Origin of the sequence: Bradyrhizobium sp. AUGA SZCCT0182, from assembly GCF_018130185.1 — a bacterium.
GTDB lineage: Bacteria > Pseudomonadota > Alphaproteobacteria > Rhizobiales > Xanthobacteraceae > Bradyrhizobium.
The window spans coordinates 25,242-43,320 of record NZ_JAFCLY010000010.1 but is presented as its reverse complement, the minus strand read 5'-3'; the positions used below and the strand labels follow the sequence as shown (position 1 = coordinate 43,320).

Sequence of the window (18,079 nt, the reverse complement as noted above, 5' to 3'; positions counted from 1 at the left end):
TCTTACCCATCGCCCATCAGTCGTGCGTGCGAGAAAACCGGTTCGAGAAAGCCGCATTACATTGCGGACAACTACCTGAATGGCTGTTCAGATGTGAAATGGATCACAAAACGGAAAGCCGCGATGGGCTAGGCGGCTCGGTTTGCGCCGGATTTCACGTCGTTAACGGGAGCGATGTGTGGAACGGCGAAAAGGCATTTTCGTCATTGCGAGGGGCGAAGCGACGAAGCAATCCATTCTTTTATTGCGCAGCAAGATGGATTGCTTCGCGAAGCCTGTCATCGGGCGCGCATTCGCGCGACCCGTTGGCTCGCAATGACGTCTGAACAGCACCCACAACAGAAAACCCCGGCCGCGCTGGGCGACCGGGGTTTCTGAACCGAACGAGTGGTTCGATTAGTAGCAGACGTTGACGGTGCGGAGGACAACGCCGTACGGGGTGAACACCCGGCGGGTCACGTAGCAGCCGTCATAACCGCCACCGATGAAGCCGACGCGGAAGCCGTGACCGTGGCCCCAGTGACCGTGGTGGTGGTGATGGTGGTGATGCGGCCAAAACCCTCCCGCCGAAGCGGTGGTGGGAGCCAGCGCCATAACACCGAGGGAAGTGGCGGCGGCGAGAGCGAGAGCAACTTTACGCATGGTCTTTCTCCTTCAATGATGCGCGTTCGACATCTTGTCCTGGCGCGGGTTGATCGTTTCAGTTTCAGTCTGGGTTTCAGTTTCAGTCTGACCCATCGCCTATCAGTCGTACGCGCCAAAAAGCGGGTTCGAGAAAACTGCGTCTCGATCGGGCAGAATTTTCTGAATGCCTGTTCAGGGAGAGGTTGCGCGAATGGAATGGTAGGGTGGGCAAAGCCGGCGGGTCGCGCGAATGCGCGCCCGATGACAGGCTCCGCGTGCCCACCATCCTTGTGGCATTCGTGCAAGAGAATGGTGGGCACGGGGCAAGTGCGCTGCCCACCCTGCGACTTCGGCTGACGCCGCCGTCACGCCGCGGCGGCGTTCTCGTCGACCAGCGCCGTCAACTCCCTCGCATCCGACACGCTGCGCACGATCATCGGCTCGTTGCGGCCGCGGATCTCGACTTCATGTTGCGGCAGCGCGTCGGCGGACAGGCCTGCGGCGGCGCGGACCTCGTCCGAGATCACCACCTCGCAGGCAAGGCTCTTGGTCATGTCCTGCAGGCGTGCGGCGACATTGACGGGATCGCCGAGCGCGGTGAACACCATATGGTCGCGGTAGCCGATGTCGCCGACGATCACCTCGCCGCCATTGATGCCGATACCGAAACGGATCGGTTCGCGCAGATCATGTTCCAGAAACCTGTTCACCTCGTCGACATTGGCGGCGATCATGGCGGCGGCCCGCAGCGCCTGCCGGCAGGCCTCCTGTCGGCTGGTGGCAAGCCCGAACAGCGCCAGCATGCCGTCGCCGACGAACTGGTTCGGCCGGCCGCCGCTTTCGATCACCGCCTGCGATACCGCGCCGAGGAATCGATTGACGATGAAGACGGTGTCGAAGGGCAGGCGTTTTTCCGCAAGCCTGGTCGAGCCGCGCATGTCCACGAACATGCTGACGAGATAACGCTCCTGGCCGATCCGCGTCGGACTGGACGACGGCGCGTCGGCCGACATGGTGTGCGGCAGGAAGAGCTGAAAGAAGGAGAGGTCGTTTGCCGGCCGCAACTGACAGGCGAGGCGGATCGACGGATCCGACGTGCCGACGCGGCCGAGCACGAAGGCTTCGCGCTGCGAGGGTTCGGGCAGGTCGTGGTGGTCGCCGATGATGCGGATACGGCAGGTCGAGCAGCGCGCGCGGCCGCCGCACACGCTGGCATGGGGCACGTTGTGGCGCAGGCTGGCCTCGAGCACGCTGAGGCCCTTCGGCACCCGGACCGTTCGGCCGTTGCCATAGGACAGGTTGATCATGCCGCCACGGCGCTCGTGGATGGCACGCGCGCCTTTTGCCAGCAGGGCAATAATGAGCAGGCCCCAATAGCCGATCAGAAGATAGTTTGTGATATCGTTCAACACGGCCTTTTCAGCCGATGTCCCCATCTGGGATGGTTTGAGATTCTCCGCCCGCCATTCGACGCTGTCGCTGTCGACGACGATGCGTCCGCCCTGGTAGAGGCCGAGCATGGCAAGCGTCGGAATCAGCACCGCTGACGCCAGCAGATAGGGCGCGGCGGTCTTGTAGAACGCCTTCATGCGCAGCCACAGATACAGACCGATGCAGCCGTGCGTCCAGGAGATCACCAGAACCGCAAACAGCAGCCACATTTTGAGCGGCGGCCATGAGATCCAGTAGGCAAAGAACACCTGCGGGTAGAGTATTTCGAGACCGTACAGCGAATAGCCGAGCCGCACGCCGATCACGTGGGTGATGATCATCGCGGGAATGCTGAGGCCGAGGACAAGCTGCAGCGGCTCGATTGCTTTCCAGCGGAATTGCCGGCGCTCGTACAGCGCCCAGATGCCGAGCCCGGTGTGAATGAGGCAGGCCGCATAGAACACCAGCGTGACCGGCAGAGAATGCCAGAACAGCGTGTGCCAGTAGACGCCGCTGGCCAGGGCCTCCATCGAGATATTGCCGAGCGCGTGGTTGACGAAATGGCTGACCAGATAGGCAAACAGCACCACGCCGCTGGCCAGACGGATTTGCCGCACGCTGGTGCCGCGCAGGGCGGCTGTGATTTGTTTACGGGACAGGGAGGCCATGCGGTCCATCAGTGAAGCTGTCGGCGACAATATTGCCTTATTCGCTTGGTGAACACCCTGCAACGTGGTCCCGGCAATCACCTTTTCCGCCTCGAAACGTTGACACCCCCTCGGGAGTCGAAGAAAAAGCGCCGTGACGAACGCCCCCGACAACAGCAACAAACCGGATAGCGCCGGCCGGCCAAGGCTTGCCGTGGTGGCGTTGATCGCCGCAATGACGGCGATGCGGCTGATCTATGCCGGGCTAATCGAGCTGCGCACCGACGAGGCCTATTACTGGACCTGGTCGAAGGAGAGCGCGCTGGCCTTTCTCGACCATCCGCCCGGGATTGCCTGGCTGATTCGATCAGGCACTGCGATTTTCGGCGACACCAATCTCGGCGTGCGGTTCGGCGGCATCGTCGCGATGCTGATCACGCAGCTGCTGCTTGCCGATATCGTCCGTCGCGTCACCCGTGATTTTCGCGCCATCGTGTTCGCTCTGCTGATGCCGGAGGCCGCGCTTTACTACGGGCTGCTGATGGCGAAGGTGGCGCCCGATACGGCGATGATCCCGCTCGCGGTCGCGATGTTGTGGTCGCTGGTCCGGCTCCATGAAAGCGGCAATGCGCGCTGGTGGCTCGCCGCCGGGCTGTTCGCCGGCCTGGCGATGCTGTCGAAATTCACCGTGATCATGCTGCTGCCCGCAGTGCTGGCGTTTGCGCTGGTGCCGGACTGGCGGCGGCGCTGGCTGCTCAGTCCCTATCCGTGGGCAGCGGCGCTGATTGCATTGATCATGTTCGCGCCGGTGCTGATCTGGAATTACCAGCACGACTGGGCCTCGTTCCGCTTCCAGTTCGTGCGCGCGGTCGCGACCCATCAATGGTCACTCCGCACCGTCGGCGATTATCTCGGCCTGCAGTTCGGCCTCGTCGGGTTCGTGCTGTTGCCGGTGGTGCTGTCGGGTGTGGCGCTGACGGCGTGGCGCGGCTATCGCCATCGCGAGCCGGTCGCGATCCTGCTCTCGACCGCTGTCATCGTGCCGTTCGGCTACTTCTTCTGGAAGTCGCTGACATTGCGCGTCGGCGATACCTGGCCGATGTTTCTGTGGCCGGCCGGATTTGCCGCCACTGCCATCAACATCGCGATGCTGCCGCGCGAGGGCTGGCCGGAATGGATGATCACATCCACCGTCAAATGGGCGAGGGTCGCGGTGATATCCGGCATCGCCTTCGTCGTCGGCGTGTTCTTCTATTATGTCGCGGTCCCCTGGAACCTGATCGGCCGCGCCGATCCGGTCGGCGGCGAGGCCGGCTATCAGCAGGTGGTGGCGCGCGCCCAGGATCAGTTGCAGAAGACCGGCGCGACCTGGATCGCCACGACGGACTATCGCACCTACGCGATGCTGCGCTGGTATTTCAACGGCCGCGTGCCGGTCATTCAGATCAATGAGCGCGGCAGGTTTCAGGGCTTTCGCGATCCCGGCATGAACCTGATCCGGGATCACGCCGGCCTCTACGTCGCGCGCGAGCCGGACAACCGCCTGCCGATCTGGGATTTCACGTCAGCCAAGCGGCAGCCGCTCGAACGCGTCGAGCGCACCTGGCGCGGCGTGGTGATGGATACCTATGCGCTGGAGAAGCTGACCGGCTGGACGCCCGAACTCTCGCCGCCGCCGGACACGCCGCTGTTCCGCTGGCGCGTACTGGCCGGCAACGCACAGCCGGAGATGTCACTCCTCGCCGTCGCGCTTGCGCAAAAGGTCTTTGGCGAGATCGCCGAGTGCGGGCCGCGGCAGCGCGGTGAAGGGTAGTGGCCGTGTCACGTCGATGGCGGCGAGGCCGAGCCGGGCGGTGAGCAGCCCGTTGAGCACGCCTTCGCCGAGCCGTTGCGACAGCTTTGCCGCGATGCCATGGCCGAGCATCTGCTGCACCAGGCTGTCTCCAATCGCCATGCCGCCGGTGACGGCGAGGTGGCCGATCACATGGCGCAGCAGGCTGAGCATGCCGAGCGTTCCCGGCCGGCCGCCATAGAGCCGCGCCAATTGCCGGATCAGCCGCATGGCGGCGACGAACACGAACAGCACGTCGATCAGCGCGCGCGGGCTGACCGCTGTCACGACCGAGACGCGTTGCGCCGCAGTGGAGACCAGTCGCCGCGCCTCCTCGTCGAGCGGCGCCATCAATTCGCGCTCGGCCAGCTTGATCATGTCGGCGCCGTCGATGATGTCGTCAGCGTGAGACACCAGCGTGGCGCGGGCGCGCGCCAGTTGCGGGTTCTGATGCGCGAGCTTCAAGAGGTCATTGACGATGGCGCGGCTGGCGGCGCGATCGTCGCTGAGCAACACTTCGGCGGCGCGCTGGTGCAGCTTCTCGATGGCGGCAAGCCTCGCCAGCCCGAACGCTTCGCGCGCGATCACAACCGTCAATGCCAGCGCGGCGGCGACGGCAAACGCCAGCGCGACGTAACCCATTGTCTGGCTGCGCGCGAACAGATCCTCGATCAGGTTGACAACGCCGAGCCCGAGGCCGAGCAACACCAGCCCGCCGGTGGCGGTCCAGAACAGCGTGCCCCAGCGGAAGCCGCGCCTCGCCGGGACCAGCGGCCTGTCGATCGGCACCGGCAACTGCGCAGGGTCGGGCTCCGGCGTGATGTGCACCGTGCCGCGCGCGGGGCGGCTGGCATCATCCGGATCCATCACGATCACGCCGGGATCGTCGAGCTTGAACGTCGCCGGCCGCCGATGGGGCGTCTTCTCGCTCATTGCAGTTTGTCTCCGATCAGGAACTGGAGGGCGCGGTCAAGGCGGATGTGAGGCAGCGCAGGCTCTTCGCCGCCTTCGCGCTGCAACAGCGGCGGCCGGAAGCGCAGGAAGCGATAATCTGCCTTTTCGGAAGGCGCGCTGGAGAGGCCGCGGAACGTGCCCTTGAACAGTTCCTCGGGATCGATGGGCAGGTCACCTGGAAAGGTCGCGACCTCGGTCTCGCCGTCGAACGTATCGCCATTGGCGACTTCGCCGGATGCGGGCGTGCCGAGCAGCGAGGGCAGTTTTTCCCGGCCGCGCGCGACCATCGCCTCACGGGTGGCGCGCACCGCGGCCAGCGCGACAACGTCGATGGCGGCACCGGCATATTCGGCGCGGTCGGCCGCCTTGGCCACGGCACGGCGCAATATGGCTTCGAGCCGGTCATGGCTCGAATGATGCAAATGATCAGCCTTGGTCGCGGCAAACAGAATGCGATCGATCCGCGGCCGGAACAGATTGCTCAGAATCGTGCTGCGGCCGATCCGGAAGCAATCGAGGATGCCGGCGAGCGCGGCTTCGAGATCGTGCAGCGCTTCCGGTCCGGCGTTGAACGCCGCGAGCGCGTCGACCAGCACGATCTGGCGATCGAGCCGCGCGAAATGATCGCGGAAGAACGGCCGCACCACGACATCCTTGTAGGCCTCGTAACGCCGCCGCATCATTGCCCACAGCGAACCGTCGGGCGCGGTGCCGTCGGTTGGCACGTCGAGCGGCGCGAAGGTCAGCGCCGGCGAGCCTGCAAGATTGCCCGGCATCAGGAAGCGTCCGGGCGGCAGCAGGCTCATCGCGAAGCGCTCGTCGCGGCAGGCGCGCAAATAATCGGTGAACAGCTTCGCCGCCATGCGCGCCGCGGGTTCGTCCTCGCGGGCCTCGGCGGTCAGCGTCGCCAGATGCTCGTGCCAGGGCGTGGCGAGCTTTTCGCGCGGGCCTTCGCGTGAGAGCGCAAGGCTCTCGGCCGACCATTGCTCGAAACTCTTGTTGAGCAGCGGCAGGTCGAGCAGCCATTCGCCGGGATAGTCGACGATATCAAGCGTCAGCGTGCGATCGGCGCCGTTCTGGCGCTGATAGTCCATCACCAGTCGTAACTCGCTGATGTCGACGGTGGATGCCGGCCAGCGCCGCTCCTCGATCAGGGTGCGGACGTGGTTCTCGTAATCGAAGCGCGGCACCGCATCGTCAGGCTGCGGTTCGAGCCGGGCGCGGGCGATGCGCCCGGTGGCGAACGCTTCGAACACCGGAAAACGGCCGCCGCGGGTGAGGCCGTGGATCAGCGCCGTGATGAACACGGTCTTGCCGGCGCGGGACAGGCCGGTGACGCCGAGCCGCACCGTCGGATGGAAGAAGCTGTCGCCGTAATCGAGCAGCGCCCGCGCCGACAACCGCGCTTCCTCGACGATATCCTGAAAACTGGGGGCCATGCGTCGTGGAGGGCTCGATGAGAGGGCAATGAGACATTGGGCGGGCGATCACCCGCAAAAGTGGCGATTGGCGGGCCAAAATCAAGCTTCAGTTGCGATGGCGGCCGAGGGATCGGACAGCGCATTGACGATCCCGGGGGCACGTTTTATCGCTCCGTGACAATTTTCCGGGCGAGGCTTACGTTTCCGATCCGGGTTCAGTTGAAAACAGTAATCAAGGGGAGAACGGCCATGCAGGTGACCGGAAAAGTCGTGGTTGTCACCGGCGGCGCCAGCGGCATCGGCCGGGCGCTGTGCGAAGCCTTCCACCGTGCGGGCGCGGCCAAGGTCGTGGTCGCCGACATCAATCCGGACGGCGCGCGAACCGTCGCCACGCCGATCAATGGCGCGGCCTTCAAATGCGATGTGGGCAAGGAAAAGGATGTCCTGCACGTCATCGAGGAGACCGAGAAGCAATTCGGCCCGATAGCGTTGTTCTGTTCCAACGCCGGCATCGGCGGCGGCTTCGATCCGCTGTCCACCAACGCAGGCGGAACTTCGGATGAGCCCTGGTCGCGAAGCTGGGCCGTTCACGTCATGGCGCATGTCTATGCCGCGCGGCACCTGATCCCGCGCATGAAGGCGCGCGGCGGCGGCTATTTCCTCAACACGATTTCTGCGGCGGGACTTCTGTCGCAGGTCGGCAGCCCGGCCTATTCGACCACCAAACATGCGGCCGTGGGCTTTGCGGAAAATCTCGCGATCTCGCACAAGGCCGACGGCATCAAGGTTTCGATCCTGTGCCCGCAGGGCGTCGATACCGCGATGCTCAGGTCCATTCCAAAGGGCCCGCAATCCGGCGACGGCGATCTGTCGGCGGAGCAGGTGGCGCAGGACGTGCTCGCGGGCCTGGAGCAGGAAACCTTTGCGATTTTGCCGCACCCGCAGGTGCTCGGTTACATGCGCAAGAAGACCGAGAACTACGATCGCTGGATATCAGGCATGGCGAAGATCCAGGCCAAGATGCGGGAAGCGTACGGGAAATAATTTCCAGCCGTCATGCCCGGGCTTGTCCCGGGCATCCACGTTTTTGGAGCTGCACAAGAAGGAAGTCGTGGATGGCCGGGCATAGGCGAGCGGAAGCGACGCCGTCCTTCAGACGGCTTTGCCCGGCCATGACGAGATGGGTGCGGCCGCGTCAATCCTTCTTCGTGTAAAGCAGCGGCACCGCCGAATCCACCATCACCTCGATCAGGCTGGCACCCTCATGCGCCAGCCCGCGCTTCAGCGCAGCGCCGAGCTCCGATGCCTTGCTGACGCGGACCGCGTGACAGCCCATGCCCTCGGCGATCTTCACAAAATCGATGTCGGGCAGTTCGAGGCCGGGCACGTTGCGGACCTGCATCACCTGACTGAACGAGCGCATCGCGCCGTAGCCGGAATTGTTGATCACCACCACCGTCAGCGGCAGCTTGCGCTGGGCCGCGGTCCATAGCGCCTGGATCGAATACATCGCCGAGCCATCGCCGATCAGGCAGACGGTACGCACCTCGGGACGTCCCAGTGATATTCCAACCGCGGCGGGCAGGCTGAAGCCGAGACCGCCGCTCGCCATGGTGTAGAAACTGTCCTGCCCGCGCATCGGCATGAATTTCTGCATCGCCGGGCGGTGCGACGGCGCTTCTTCGACCAGCGCAGCATCCTTGGGCATGGCGTGGAACAGCGCGTCCAGCAGGAATTCCGTCGGGATCGGATCGGCGGCCGTGGGCGCGGGAAGCAGCGCGCGGCCCGCCGGGATCACGCGCTTCGTCTCGGGCAACAGTTCCAGCAGCATCGTCAGCGCCGGCTTCATCGTCGCGACGATACTGGTGCCTGACGGCGTCACCGCCGCCGCGGTCGGATCGTCGGTGATCTGGAAGATCGTGGTGGCGCCATCGAAGATCGCGGCGTGGCCTTCGACATGGAAGGTGAAAATTGGCGCGCCGATCACGACCACGAGGTCATGGTCGCGCAGCGCGTCGGAAACCTGTCCCGGCGAGGCATGCAAAAAGCCCGCGAATTGCGGATGCCGCTCCGGAAACGAACAGCGCGCCGAGAACGGGCTGACCCACACCGCGGCCCGGGCTTTTTCGGCAACGCGGACCATCAGCTCGACCGCCTCCGCGCGATCGACGCTGGGGCCAACGACGAGGGCAGGGCGTTTGCTGTCGTTGAGCGCTGATACCAGCGCCTTCATCGCAGCCGGATCAGGCCCGAGCTCGCGGCTGACCTGGCGCGCCTCGACCGGCTGTGTCGGCCGTGTCCAGTCGTCGACCGGTACCGAGACGAAGGTGGGCCCGCACGGCGGCTGCATCGCGACGTAATAGGCGCGCGCGATCGCGGCCGGCACGTCCTCGGGCCGCGCCGGCTCGATGCTGTACTTTACATAAGGCTGCGGAAATTCCGTCGCCCGTTCGGCAAACAGGAACGGCAGCAGCGGCATGATCGAGCGCGCCTGCTGGCCGGCGGTAATGACGATCGGCGTCTGGTTGCGGTAGGCGTTGAAGATGTTGCCGAGCGCATTGCCGACGCCGGCGGCGGAATGCAGGTTGACGAAGCCGGCGTTGCGGGTCGCCTGCGCATAGCCGTCGGCCATGCCGACCACGGAGGCTTCGTGTAGCCCCAGCACGTAATCGATGTCGTCAGGCCAGTCGCTCAGGAACGGCAATTCCGTCGAGCCGGGATTGCCGAACACTTTTTTCACGCCGAACGCCCGCAGCAGGTTGAAGGTGGCGTCCTTGACGGTGGTCGATTTGGTCTTGGAAGAATTTTGAGACAACGTCGGGCCCTCAGAAAGGGAAACCGTCATTCCGGGATGGTCCGCGGGACCAGACCCGGAATCTCGAGATTCCCCGGTGCGCAATCGCGCACCTGCGGTTCGATGCTTTGCATCGCCCCGGAATGACGTCAACCCTTCACCACGTCGCCGTACCCTTCATGGTCGGCTGGCCGTCCGAATTGGCGGTCCACAGTTCCAGGCCGGCGCCGGTGTCGTTGGCATTGACCGAGAACTCGCTGCCTTCGAACAGCGGCTGCACGCCGCGATAGCCAAATTTCTTCGGCGCCGCGCCGCCGTGCAGTTTGGCGGCGAACTCCACGATCAGGGCCGCCTGCAGCGGACCGTGGAACACCAGCCCCGGATAGCCCTCGACCTTGGTGACGTAGTCGCGGTCGTAATGGATGCGGTGGCCGTTGAAGGTCAGCGCCGAATAGCGGAACAGCAGCACGGGGTCGGCCATGTGGCTTTCGCGGTGCTTTGCAACGGGTGGCGGCGGGGCCGGCTTGCCGGAAGCCGCCGGCGGCGTGCTCGACATGTCGCGATAGACGATGTCCTGGCGCTCGCGGATCGCGACCCCGCGCGGGGTCGTGATCGTGTGCTCGACAGAGACAAAACATAACGCGCCGGTGCTGCCGGTCTTCATCGTCACGTCAGCGATGCGCGAGGTACGGTTGGCTTCATCGCCCACGCGCAACGCATCGAGAAATTCGAGCTCGCCGCCGGCCCACATCCGGCGCGGCAGCGGCACCGGCGGCAGGAAGCCGCCGCGGGTCGGATGGCCGTCCGGGCCCAGCTGCGACATCGGAAACACCGGCTGCGCCAGGCACCAATGCGTGGTCCAGGGCGCGGCGTCGCCGGTCCTGGGCTCACCGATCTCCTGAAACAGCGTCGCGCGCAAACCCTTGACGAGTTGCCCGGTGACGATGTCGGAGGCTTCGGTGGTTTTTCCGATCCAGCCGCGCAAATGATCGAGGTCGAGTTTTTCCGTCATGGCGACTTGGCCCGTGCAGCAGCTTTGGGGAGTTCGACGTGCTCGCCGATCGCGGGCACCGCGCCGTAACGCCTGTTCTCGCCGACGAAGATCGCAGCCGGCGCGGCGTAGCTCACCTTGCCCTTCGGCGTATCGACCTCGATGCGGCGCAGATGGGGATGTACGGCAAGGTCGGCCATGGTGTTGACCTCGGCAAAGGCGATGTCGGCGTCCGCCAGCCGCTTCAGCAGATCGATGCGATCCATCGTGGCAAAGCTGTCGGCCACGATCTGGTCAGTGACGGCGCGATTCCTGACGCGTTCGACCATGTTGGCCAGGCGGGGATCGTTGGGCAGGTCGGGTTGGTCCAGCACCTCGGCGCAGAGCTTCTTCCACTCGCGCTCGCTCTGGATCGAGATCAGGATGCCCTTGCCGTCCTTCGACTGGAACACGCCGTAGGGCGCAATGGACGGATGCGCCAGCGCCATCCGCTTCGGCGGATTGCCGGCTTCCGAATTGATCAGCGGCACCGCCATCCAGTCGGCCATCACGTCGAACATCGAAATCCGGATATCGGCGCCCTTGCCGGTGCGCCCGCGTGCGATCAGCGCTTCAAGGATCGAGGCATGCGCGGTGGCGCCGGTCGCGATATCGACGACAGAAATGCCGACGCGGGACGGGCCTTCCGGTCCGCCGGTGATCGAGGCGAGGCCGCTCTCGGCCTGGATCAGAAGGTCATAGGCCTTGCGGTCGGCATAGGGGCCGTCATCGCCATAGCCTGATATGGTGCAGCAGATCAGCGCCGGATAATCTTTTCGCAGGCGCTCCAGCGAGAAGCCGAGCTTGTCCATCGAGCCAGGTTTGAGGTTTTGCAGCAGCACGTCGGCGCTCGCGATCAGCTCTTCCATCGATGCGCGCCCCTCTTTGGTGGCGAGATCGACGACCACGGAGTTCTTGCCGCGGTTGAGCCAGACGAAATAGCTGCTCTGTCCCTTTGCCGCGGCGTCATAGCCGCGGGCAAAGTCGCCCTCGGGGCGCTCCACCTTGATGACATGGGCGCCGGCATCCGCCAGCCGCGAGCTGCAAAATGGTGCGGCGACCGCCTGTTCGACGGCGACGACGATCAATCCCTCTAACGGCAGCATGATGGTTCTCAGTAGGAGCGGGGCATGCCGAGCACATGCTCGGACACGAAGGACAGGATGAGATTGGTCGAGATCGGCGCGACCTGATAAAGCCGCGTCTCGCGGAACTTGCGCTCGACGTCGTATTCCTCGGCGAACGCAAAACCGCCATGGGTCTGCACGCAGGCATTGGCGGCTTCCCAGGAAGCGTCGGCCGCCAGCATCTTGGCCATGTTGGCCTCGGCACCGCAATCGAGCCCGGCTTCATATTTGCGGGTGGCTTCCTTCACCATCAGTTCGGCCGCGCGCATCTGCGCGTAAGCCTTGGCGATCGGGAACTGGACGCCCTGGTTCTGGCCGATCGGACGGCCGAACACCACGCGCTCCTTGGCGTAATCCGTCGCCTTCTTGATGAACCATTTGGCGTCGCCGATGCACTCGGCGGCGATCAGGATGCGTTCGGCATTCATGCCGGACAGGATGTAGCGGAAACCCTTGCCTTCCTCGCCGATCAGGTTTTCGGCCGGCACCCGCATGTCCGTAAAGAACACTTCCGTGGTGGCGTGGTTCATCATGGTGCGGATCGGGCGGATCTCGAGGCCGTTGCCCTTGGCTTCGCGCATGTCGACGATGAACACCGACAAGCCATCGGTGCGCTTCTTGGCGTCTTCCTTCGGCGTGGTGCGCGCGAGCAGGATCATCAGGTCGGAATATTCGGCGCGGCTGGTCCAGATCTTCTGGCCATTGACGATGTAGCCCTTGTTGCCGTCACGTTTGGCAAAGGTCTTCAGCGAGGATGTATCGGTGCCACTGGTCGGCTCGGTGACACCGAACGCCTGCAGCCGCAATTCGCCGCTGGCGATCTTGGGCAGCCATTTTGCCTTCTGCTCGTCGCTGCCGTGCCGCAGCAGCGTGCCCATCGTGTACATCTGGGCGTGGCAGCCGCCGCCATTGCAGCCGGCGCGCTGGATCTCTTCGAGGATCGCGGCCGCCGCGGACAGTTTCAGCCCGGCGCCGTTATATTCCTCGGGGATCAGCACCGAGAGATAACCCGCCTGCGTCAGCGCATCGACGAACTCGCTCGGATATTTCATTTCGCGGTCGAGCTTGCGCCAGTATTCGCCGGGGAACTGGGCGCAGAGTTTCGCGACCGCGTTGCGGATATCGGCGTACTCGTCGGGTTGTTCGTGTGCGGTCATTTGAAGTGCCGTCGTTGTGATTGGGGATGGGCTTGCAGTTGTGAAACCACCGTGAAGTCCCTATGCTCAACTGTTATAGCGTATTAACTTGCATTCCAAGATTGGCAAGCATGGATTTCCGACAGCTGAGGACGTTCAGTTGCGTGGCTGAACTCGGAAGCCTCAGCAAGGCCTCCGACACGTTGCGGGTCGCGCAGCCGGCGCTCAGCCGCCAGATCAAGCTGCTCGAACACGAGCTGCGCGCCGAGCTGTTTACCCGGAACGGCCGCGGCATGGTGCTGACCGAGGCCGGCCGTCTGCTGCTGGCGCGGACGGCCGGCATCGTTCGGCAAATCGATCAAATTCGCGACGATATCCAGTCCTCCGGCGGACCACCGTCGGGACGGGTGGTGCTGGGTCTGGTTCCAACGGTGAGTTGCGTGATCTCGGCGCGGCTGGCGCGGCGCACCGTCGAAAGCTATCCGGGCATCTCGCTCTGCATCGTCGAGAGCTACAGCGGACATCTGATCGAGTGGTTGCACCGCGGCCAGATGGACTTGGCCGTGATCTACGGGCCGTCGGCCGATCTGCACCTCACCGTGCAACACCTCGGCCGCGACAAGATCGTCGCCGTCGGCCCGCGCGGTTGCGGGCTGACGAAGAAGAAGCAGGTCGATATCGATTGGCTGCTGCGGCAGCGGCTGGTGTTGCCCAGTCATTCGCACGGGCTCCGGACGCTGATCGAGCATGCGGCGGCAAAGAAGAAGCTGAAGCTCGATGTCCAGGTCGAGGCGGACTCGTTTCGTGTCCTGACCAGCCTGGTCGAGGAGGGGCTTGGATATGCGTTGCTGCCGCCGTCCTCGCTGCGCGCGGAAGTCGCCGACGGCCGGCTGGAAGTCGCCACGATTGCAAAACCGGCGCCGATGCGCGAACTCACCATCGCCTCCCCTATCGAGCATCCCGGTTCGACCGCCATCACGCTCGTCACTGATCTGCTCCGCAAGGAGGTCGAGGCCTGCCGCAAGGAAGGCCTCTGGGATATCCAGGTCGGCTGAGGCGATTACGTGACCGCAAACCCAAGGTTTTCCCGGAACCGGTTCTTCAGGAACACGCCGTCGCGCGGCGGCAGCGCGCGATCGACATGGCCGGTGGCGATACGAATGCGCGCCAGCCGCGGCCCTTGATCGATGCGCTGCAGCGTGGGCCGATAATCATTGATGCCCTTGATATCCGTGATCTCGGTGACCGAGCGAAAGCCTGCGCCGGTCGCGATCACGTCGAGCTGGGCGCCGAGCCCGGAATGGCTGACCTGCATGCCGGTCTCGCCGAAATGGCCGTTGTCGAGAATGACGATGGTCAGATTGCCCGGAATCTTGGTCGCGATCGTCAGCAGGCTGCCGATGCCCATCAGCTGCTCGCCGTCGCCGGTGATCACGGCGACCGGCCGCTTCGGCTGCGCCAGCGCGAGTCCGAGGCCGACCATGCCGGCGCCGCCCATCGCGCCCCACAGATAGAAATTACCGGGATGCTCGCCGGCATCGAACACGTCATAGGAGGCCGAGCCGAGCCCGGTCACCACAAGCAGATCCTTACGGTCGGCGAGCAGCGCCTTGACGGCCTCGCGGCGACCAAGCGTGAAATTCTGGACCATCACTTCGTCTCCGTCCACTTTTTGCGGCCGAGCATGCGCTGCGAGATCAGCACCGCGATCTGCTGGTCGCCCTCGAACGCCAGCGAACAGGCCGCCGAAATCATCTCTTCCGCGTCCTCGGGACGATCGAGCCGGAACACGGTGACGCCCATGATCTCAAACGCCTGCTGCGTCGCTTTGCCCATCGGGATTTGCCACGGATTGAACTCCGCCCATTCGCCGCGCATCGTCACCAGCGTCAGGAACGGCAGGCGGCAGCTTGCGGCGAGCGAGAACATGTTGACGCAATTGCCGACGCCGCTCGACTGCATCAACAGCACCGAGCGGTCACCGCCGAGCCAGGCGCCGGCGGATAGCGCGACGCCTTCCTCTTCGGTGGTCAAGACGGTGGTCTGGATCGCGGGATCGGCGTGCGACAGCTCGATCAGCCGGGAGTGGCCGGCATCGGGAACATAGGAGATTTGCGAGACGCCATGCGCTTTCAGCGTCTTGTAGATCTGGAGCGGCCAGCTTTGGCCGGCCTGGGTATCGTCTTTGGCGTCATCCCTGACAGCAGCATCGTTCATGGCAGCCTCGGTTCCGGGTCACGTCTCCTGCGTGACCACGCCCAAGGTCTAGCCGAAAATACCGCAGCGCGGCCTTCTCATCTGGTTCAAGCTGCCATGCCGCGATGTTATAGGGGCGCCAGTAAAGCCTTTGGCGTTGATAGCCTCAGGCGAATTGAGCTCGCTCAAGAAATTCTGACCGGCAGCGATTCGATGCCGCGCACAAAACTGGAATAGACCCGCTTCGGCTCGCCGACCACCTCGATACGGTCAAAACGCTTCAGCATTTCCTGCCACACGATTTTCAGCTGCAGCTCGGCCAGCCGCATGCCGACGCAGCGGTGGATGCCGAAGCCGAATGACAGGTGGGTACGCGGCCGGGCGCGGTCGATGATGAATTCGTCGGGCTTCTCGATACCCTCTTCGTCGCGGTTGCCGGAGACGTACCACATCACGACGCGGTCACCCTTTGCGATCTTCTTGCCGCCGATTTCGGTGTCGACCAGCGCGGTGCGCCGCATATGCGCCAGCGGCGTCTGCCAGCGGATTACTTCCGGCACCATGCTGTCGATCAATGCCGGATTGTCGCGCAGCTTCTGGTACTGCTCGGGATGCTCGTTCAGCGCCAGCACCGAGCCGCTCATGGTGTTGCGGGTGGTGTCGTTGCCGCCGACGATCAAGAGGATGATGTTGCCCATCAGATTATCGGGGTCCATGTGGCGCGTCGCCTCGCTATGGGCCATCATGGACAGCAGATCGTTGCGCGGCTCGCTGTTGACGCGCTCATTCCAGAGCTTTGAGAAATAGGCGTAGCATTCGTCCATTTCCTGCCGTCGCTGTTCCGGCGATTCCACAACGCCGCTCTTGGGCAGCGCGGTCGAGACGTCGGACCAGCGCGTCAGCTTGCGGCGTTCTTCCCAGGGGAAGTCGAACAGCGTCGCCAGCATCTGCGTGGTCAGTTCGATCGAGACGCGGTCGACGAAGTTGAAGGTCTCGTTGCGCGGCAGGCCATCAAGCACCTTGCAGGCGCGCTCGCGGATCAGCTTTGCCAGCTCATCGAGATGCGTCGGCGTAAACATCGGCGATACGGTCTTGCGCTGCGACGAATGCCGCGGCTGGTCCATCGCAATAAAACTCGGATAGTCGTAGCCGGGCGGCACGTCGCGGATCGAGATACCGCCGAGCGTCGAGTCGGAGGAGAAGATGCCGTGGTTGGTGTCGACATGCATGATGTCGTTGTATTTGGTCACCGACCAGTACGGCTCGATCGGCGCGTTAGTGCAGTAATGCACCGGCTCTTCCTTGCGCAGCCGCTCGAACCACGGCCACAACGTATCGTTCTGGAACAGCTTTGGCGCACCCGGGTGAAATTCGCTGAGCGGCGTCGAATAGGCCTCCTCGCGCGCGGCGCGCAGGAGCTCTTGTCTGTCGCCTCGGATCGCGGTCAGGACGTTCATCGTCAGTCATCCCTGGGTGCAAGGAAACGCAATAGGAAATGTATTAGACTATAACTTGCAGACGCTCGATGCGCAAAGCCCGTGCCGATTTGGGCGGAACTGCTGGCCTAGCCGACGATACGGGCGGGCAGGGTCTCGTAACCCTTGACAAAGCTTGAATAAACCCGCTTCGGCTCATCCATCACCTCGATCTTGTCGAAGCGCTTGAGAATCTCTTCCCAGATAATCTTCAATTGCAGTTCCGCCAGCCGCAGGCCTACGCAGCGGTGGATACCGAAGCCGAAGGAGATGTGGGTACGGGGCCGGGCGCGGTCGATGATGAACTCGTAGGGGCGATCGATCACCTCTTCGTCGCGGTTGCCCGAGACGTACCACATCACGACCTTGTCGCCCTCCTTGATTTGCTTGCCGCGGAACTCGATATCCTCGAGCGCGGTGCGCCGCATGTGCGCCAGCGGCGTCTGCCAGCGGATCACCTCGGGAACGAAGCTGTCGATCAGCGCGGGATTGTCGCGCAGCTTCCTGTACTGGTCGGGGTTCTTGCTCAGCGCATAGATGCTGCCCGACAGCGTGTTGCGGGTGGTGTCATTACCGCCGACGATCAAGAGGATCAGATTGCCGAGGAAATTCTTCGGGTCCATGTCGCGCGTGGCTTCGCTGTGCGCCATCATCGAAAGCAGATCGCTCTTCGGCGGCTGGTTGATCCGGTCCTTCCAGAGCGTGGCGAAGTAGGTCGCGCATTCCAGAAGTTCGGCCTGCCGCGCCTCTTCGGTGGCGACGAGGCCGCCGGGCCCGGGTATCGTCGTCGCAATGTCAGACCAGCGCGTCAGCTTGCGGCGGTCCTCCCAGGGGAAGTCGAACAGCACCGCGAGCATCTGCGTGGTGAGCTCGATCGAGACCCGGTCGACCCAGTCGAACACTTCGCCTCGCGGCAGATTGTCGAGGCATTCGGCCGACCGCTTGCGGATGTTGATCGCAAGCTGGTCGAGATGGGTTGGCGTGAACATCGGTGCCACGGTCTTGCGCTGCGCCGAGTGGCGCGGCTGGTCCATGGCGATGAAGCTTTCGCGGCGCAGATCGGTTGCGACGTCGCGGATGGTGATGCCGCCGAGATAGGCCGCCGACGAGAACACCGCGTGGTTGGTCTCGATGTCCATGATGTCATTGTATTTGGTGATCGACCAATACGGCCCGAACATGCTGTCCTTGCAGTAATGCACCGGCGCTTCGCGGCGCAGCCGGTCGAAATACGGCCAGAACGTATCGGTCTTGAACAGTTCGGGATCGCCGGGGTCGAACTCGGCCAGCGGCAGCGAATAAGCGCGCTCGCGTGCGGCCTTTTGCCGGGAGTCCAGTTCAATGGAATCCTGGGTGAGTTCGATGGTTCCCTGCATGGAGCGGCTCCCTGATTGTTCTCCGCGCGCCGGGATT

15 protein-coding genes are annotated in these 18,079 nt (G+C 63.9%); 3 read left to right on the top strand and 12 right to left on the bottom strand.

Annotated features, from left to right (window positions below):
* Positions 1-396 precede the first annotated feature (396 nt).
* Positions 397-642 (bottom strand): hypothetical protein, encoded by a 246-nt coding sequence (locus tag JQ611_RS13365; protein WP_212263462.1) that lies wholly within the window; start codon positions 640-642, stop codon positions 397-399.
* A 347-nt stretch (positions 643-989) separates the two neighbouring features.
* Positions 990-2,723 carry an adenylate/guanylate cyclase domain-containing protein gene (locus JQ611_RS13360; RefSeq protein WP_212465694.1) on the bottom strand — a complete coding sequence of 578 codons (1,734 nt, stop codon included), beginning with the start codon at positions 2,721-2,723 and terminating at the stop codon, positions 990-992.
* A gap of 214 nt (positions 2,724-2,937) precedes the next feature.
* Between JQ611_RS13360 and JQ611_RS13355 the strand changes: the two genes are divergently transcribed.
* Positions 2,938-4,515, top strand: coding sequence for a glycosyltransferase family 39 protein (locus JQ611_RS13355; RefSeq protein WP_212465759.1), 1,578 nt, complete (start codon positions 2,938-2,940; stop codon positions 4,513-4,515).
* Here the strand turns inward: JQ611_RS13355 and JQ611_RS13350 are convergent.
* Together JQ611_RS13350 and JQ611_RS13345 are read right to left on the bottom strand one after the other, a co-directional pair.
* Positions 4,435-5,466 (bottom strand): YcjF family protein, encoded by a 1,032-nt coding sequence (locus tag JQ611_RS13350; RefSeq protein ID WP_212465693.1) that lies wholly within the window; start codon positions 5,464-5,466, stop codon positions 4,435-4,437. The genes JQ611_RS13355 and JQ611_RS13350 overlap by 81 nt on opposite strands.
* Entirely contained in the window at positions 5,463-6,926 is a 1,464-nt protein-coding gene (locus JQ611_RS13345) for a YcjX family protein (RefSeq protein WP_212465692.1), read from the bottom strand. Before JQ611_RS13345 ends, JQ611_RS13350 begins: the two co-directional genes overlap by 4 nt.
* 231 nt (positions 6,927-7,157) lie before the next feature.
* Here JQ611_RS13345 and JQ611_RS13340 point away from each other — a divergent pair, with 231 nt between their 5' ends.
* Entirely contained in the window at positions 7,158-7,952 is a 795-nt protein-coding gene (locus tag JQ611_RS13340; protein ID WP_192736602.1) for an SDR family oxidoreductase, read from the top strand.
* 151 nt (positions 7,953-8,103) lie between these two features.
* Here JQ611_RS13340 and mdlC read toward each other — a convergent pair whose 3' ends face one another.
* From mdlC to JQ611_RS13320, 4 genes are all read right to left on the bottom strand, one after another.
* Positions 8,104-9,723 (bottom strand): benzoylformate decarboxylase, encoded by a 1,620-nt coding sequence (gene mdlC / locus JQ611_RS13335; protein WP_212465691.1) that lies wholly within the window; start codon positions 9,721-9,723, stop codon positions 8,104-8,106.
* Positions 9,724-9,859: 136 nt separating this feature from the next.
* The gene (locus JQ611_RS13330; protein ID WP_212465690.1) at positions 9,860-10,714 is read right to left on the bottom strand and encodes a MaoC family dehydratase N-terminal domain-containing protein; all 855 of its coding nucleotides are present in this window, start codon (positions 10,712-10,714) and stop codon (positions 9,860-9,862) included.
* Positions 10,711-11,838, bottom strand: coding sequence for a CaiB/BaiF CoA-transferase family protein (locus tag JQ611_RS13325; RefSeq protein ID WP_212465689.1), 1,128 nt, complete (start codon positions 11,836-11,838; stop codon positions 10,711-10,713). The genes JQ611_RS13330 and JQ611_RS13325 overlap by 4 nt, the downstream gene beginning before the upstream one ends.
* An 8-nt stretch (positions 11,839-11,846) precedes the next feature.
* Positions 11,847-13,016, bottom strand: coding sequence for an acyl-CoA dehydrogenase family protein (locus JQ611_RS13320; protein ID WP_212465688.1), 1,170 nt, complete (start codon positions 13,014-13,016; stop codon positions 11,847-11,849).
* Positions 13,017-13,126: 110 nt separating this feature from the next.
* Between JQ611_RS13320 and JQ611_RS13315 the strand changes: the two genes are divergently transcribed.
* Positions 13,127-14,050 (top strand): LysR substrate-binding domain-containing protein, encoded by a 924-nt coding sequence (locus tag JQ611_RS13315; RefSeq protein ID WP_212465687.1) that lies wholly within the window; start codon positions 13,127-13,129, stop codon positions 14,048-14,050.
* 5 nt (positions 14,051-14,055) lie between these two features.
* Here the strand turns inward: JQ611_RS13315 and JQ611_RS13310 are convergent, their stop codons facing one another.
* The 4 genes from JQ611_RS13310 to JQ611_RS13295 form a co-directional block, all read right to left on the bottom strand.
* Positions 14,056-14,646 (bottom strand): thiamine pyrophosphate-dependent enzyme, encoded by a 591-nt coding sequence (locus JQ611_RS13310; RefSeq protein ID WP_212263470.1) that lies wholly within the window; start codon positions 14,644-14,646, stop codon positions 14,056-14,058.
* Positions 14,646-15,212, bottom strand: coding sequence for a thiamine pyrophosphate-binding protein (locus JQ611_RS13305; protein WP_212263471.1), 567 nt, complete (start codon positions 15,210-15,212; stop codon positions 14,646-14,648). Before JQ611_RS13305 ends, JQ611_RS13310 begins: the two co-directional genes overlap by 1 nt.
* A 164-nt stretch (positions 15,213-15,376) precedes the next feature.
* Positions 15,377-16,648 (bottom strand): cytochrome P450, encoded by a 1,272-nt coding sequence (locus tag JQ611_RS13300; protein WP_212465686.1) that lies wholly within the window; start codon positions 16,646-16,648, stop codon positions 15,377-15,379.
* 107 nt (positions 16,649-16,755) lie between these two features.
* Positions 16,756-18,042, bottom strand: a complete 1,287-nt coding sequence (locus JQ611_RS13295) for a cytochrome P450 (protein ID WP_212465685.1) — start codon at positions 18,040-18,042, stop codon at positions 16,756-16,758.
* Between the last annotated feature and the right edge of the window lie 37 nt (positions 18,043-18,079).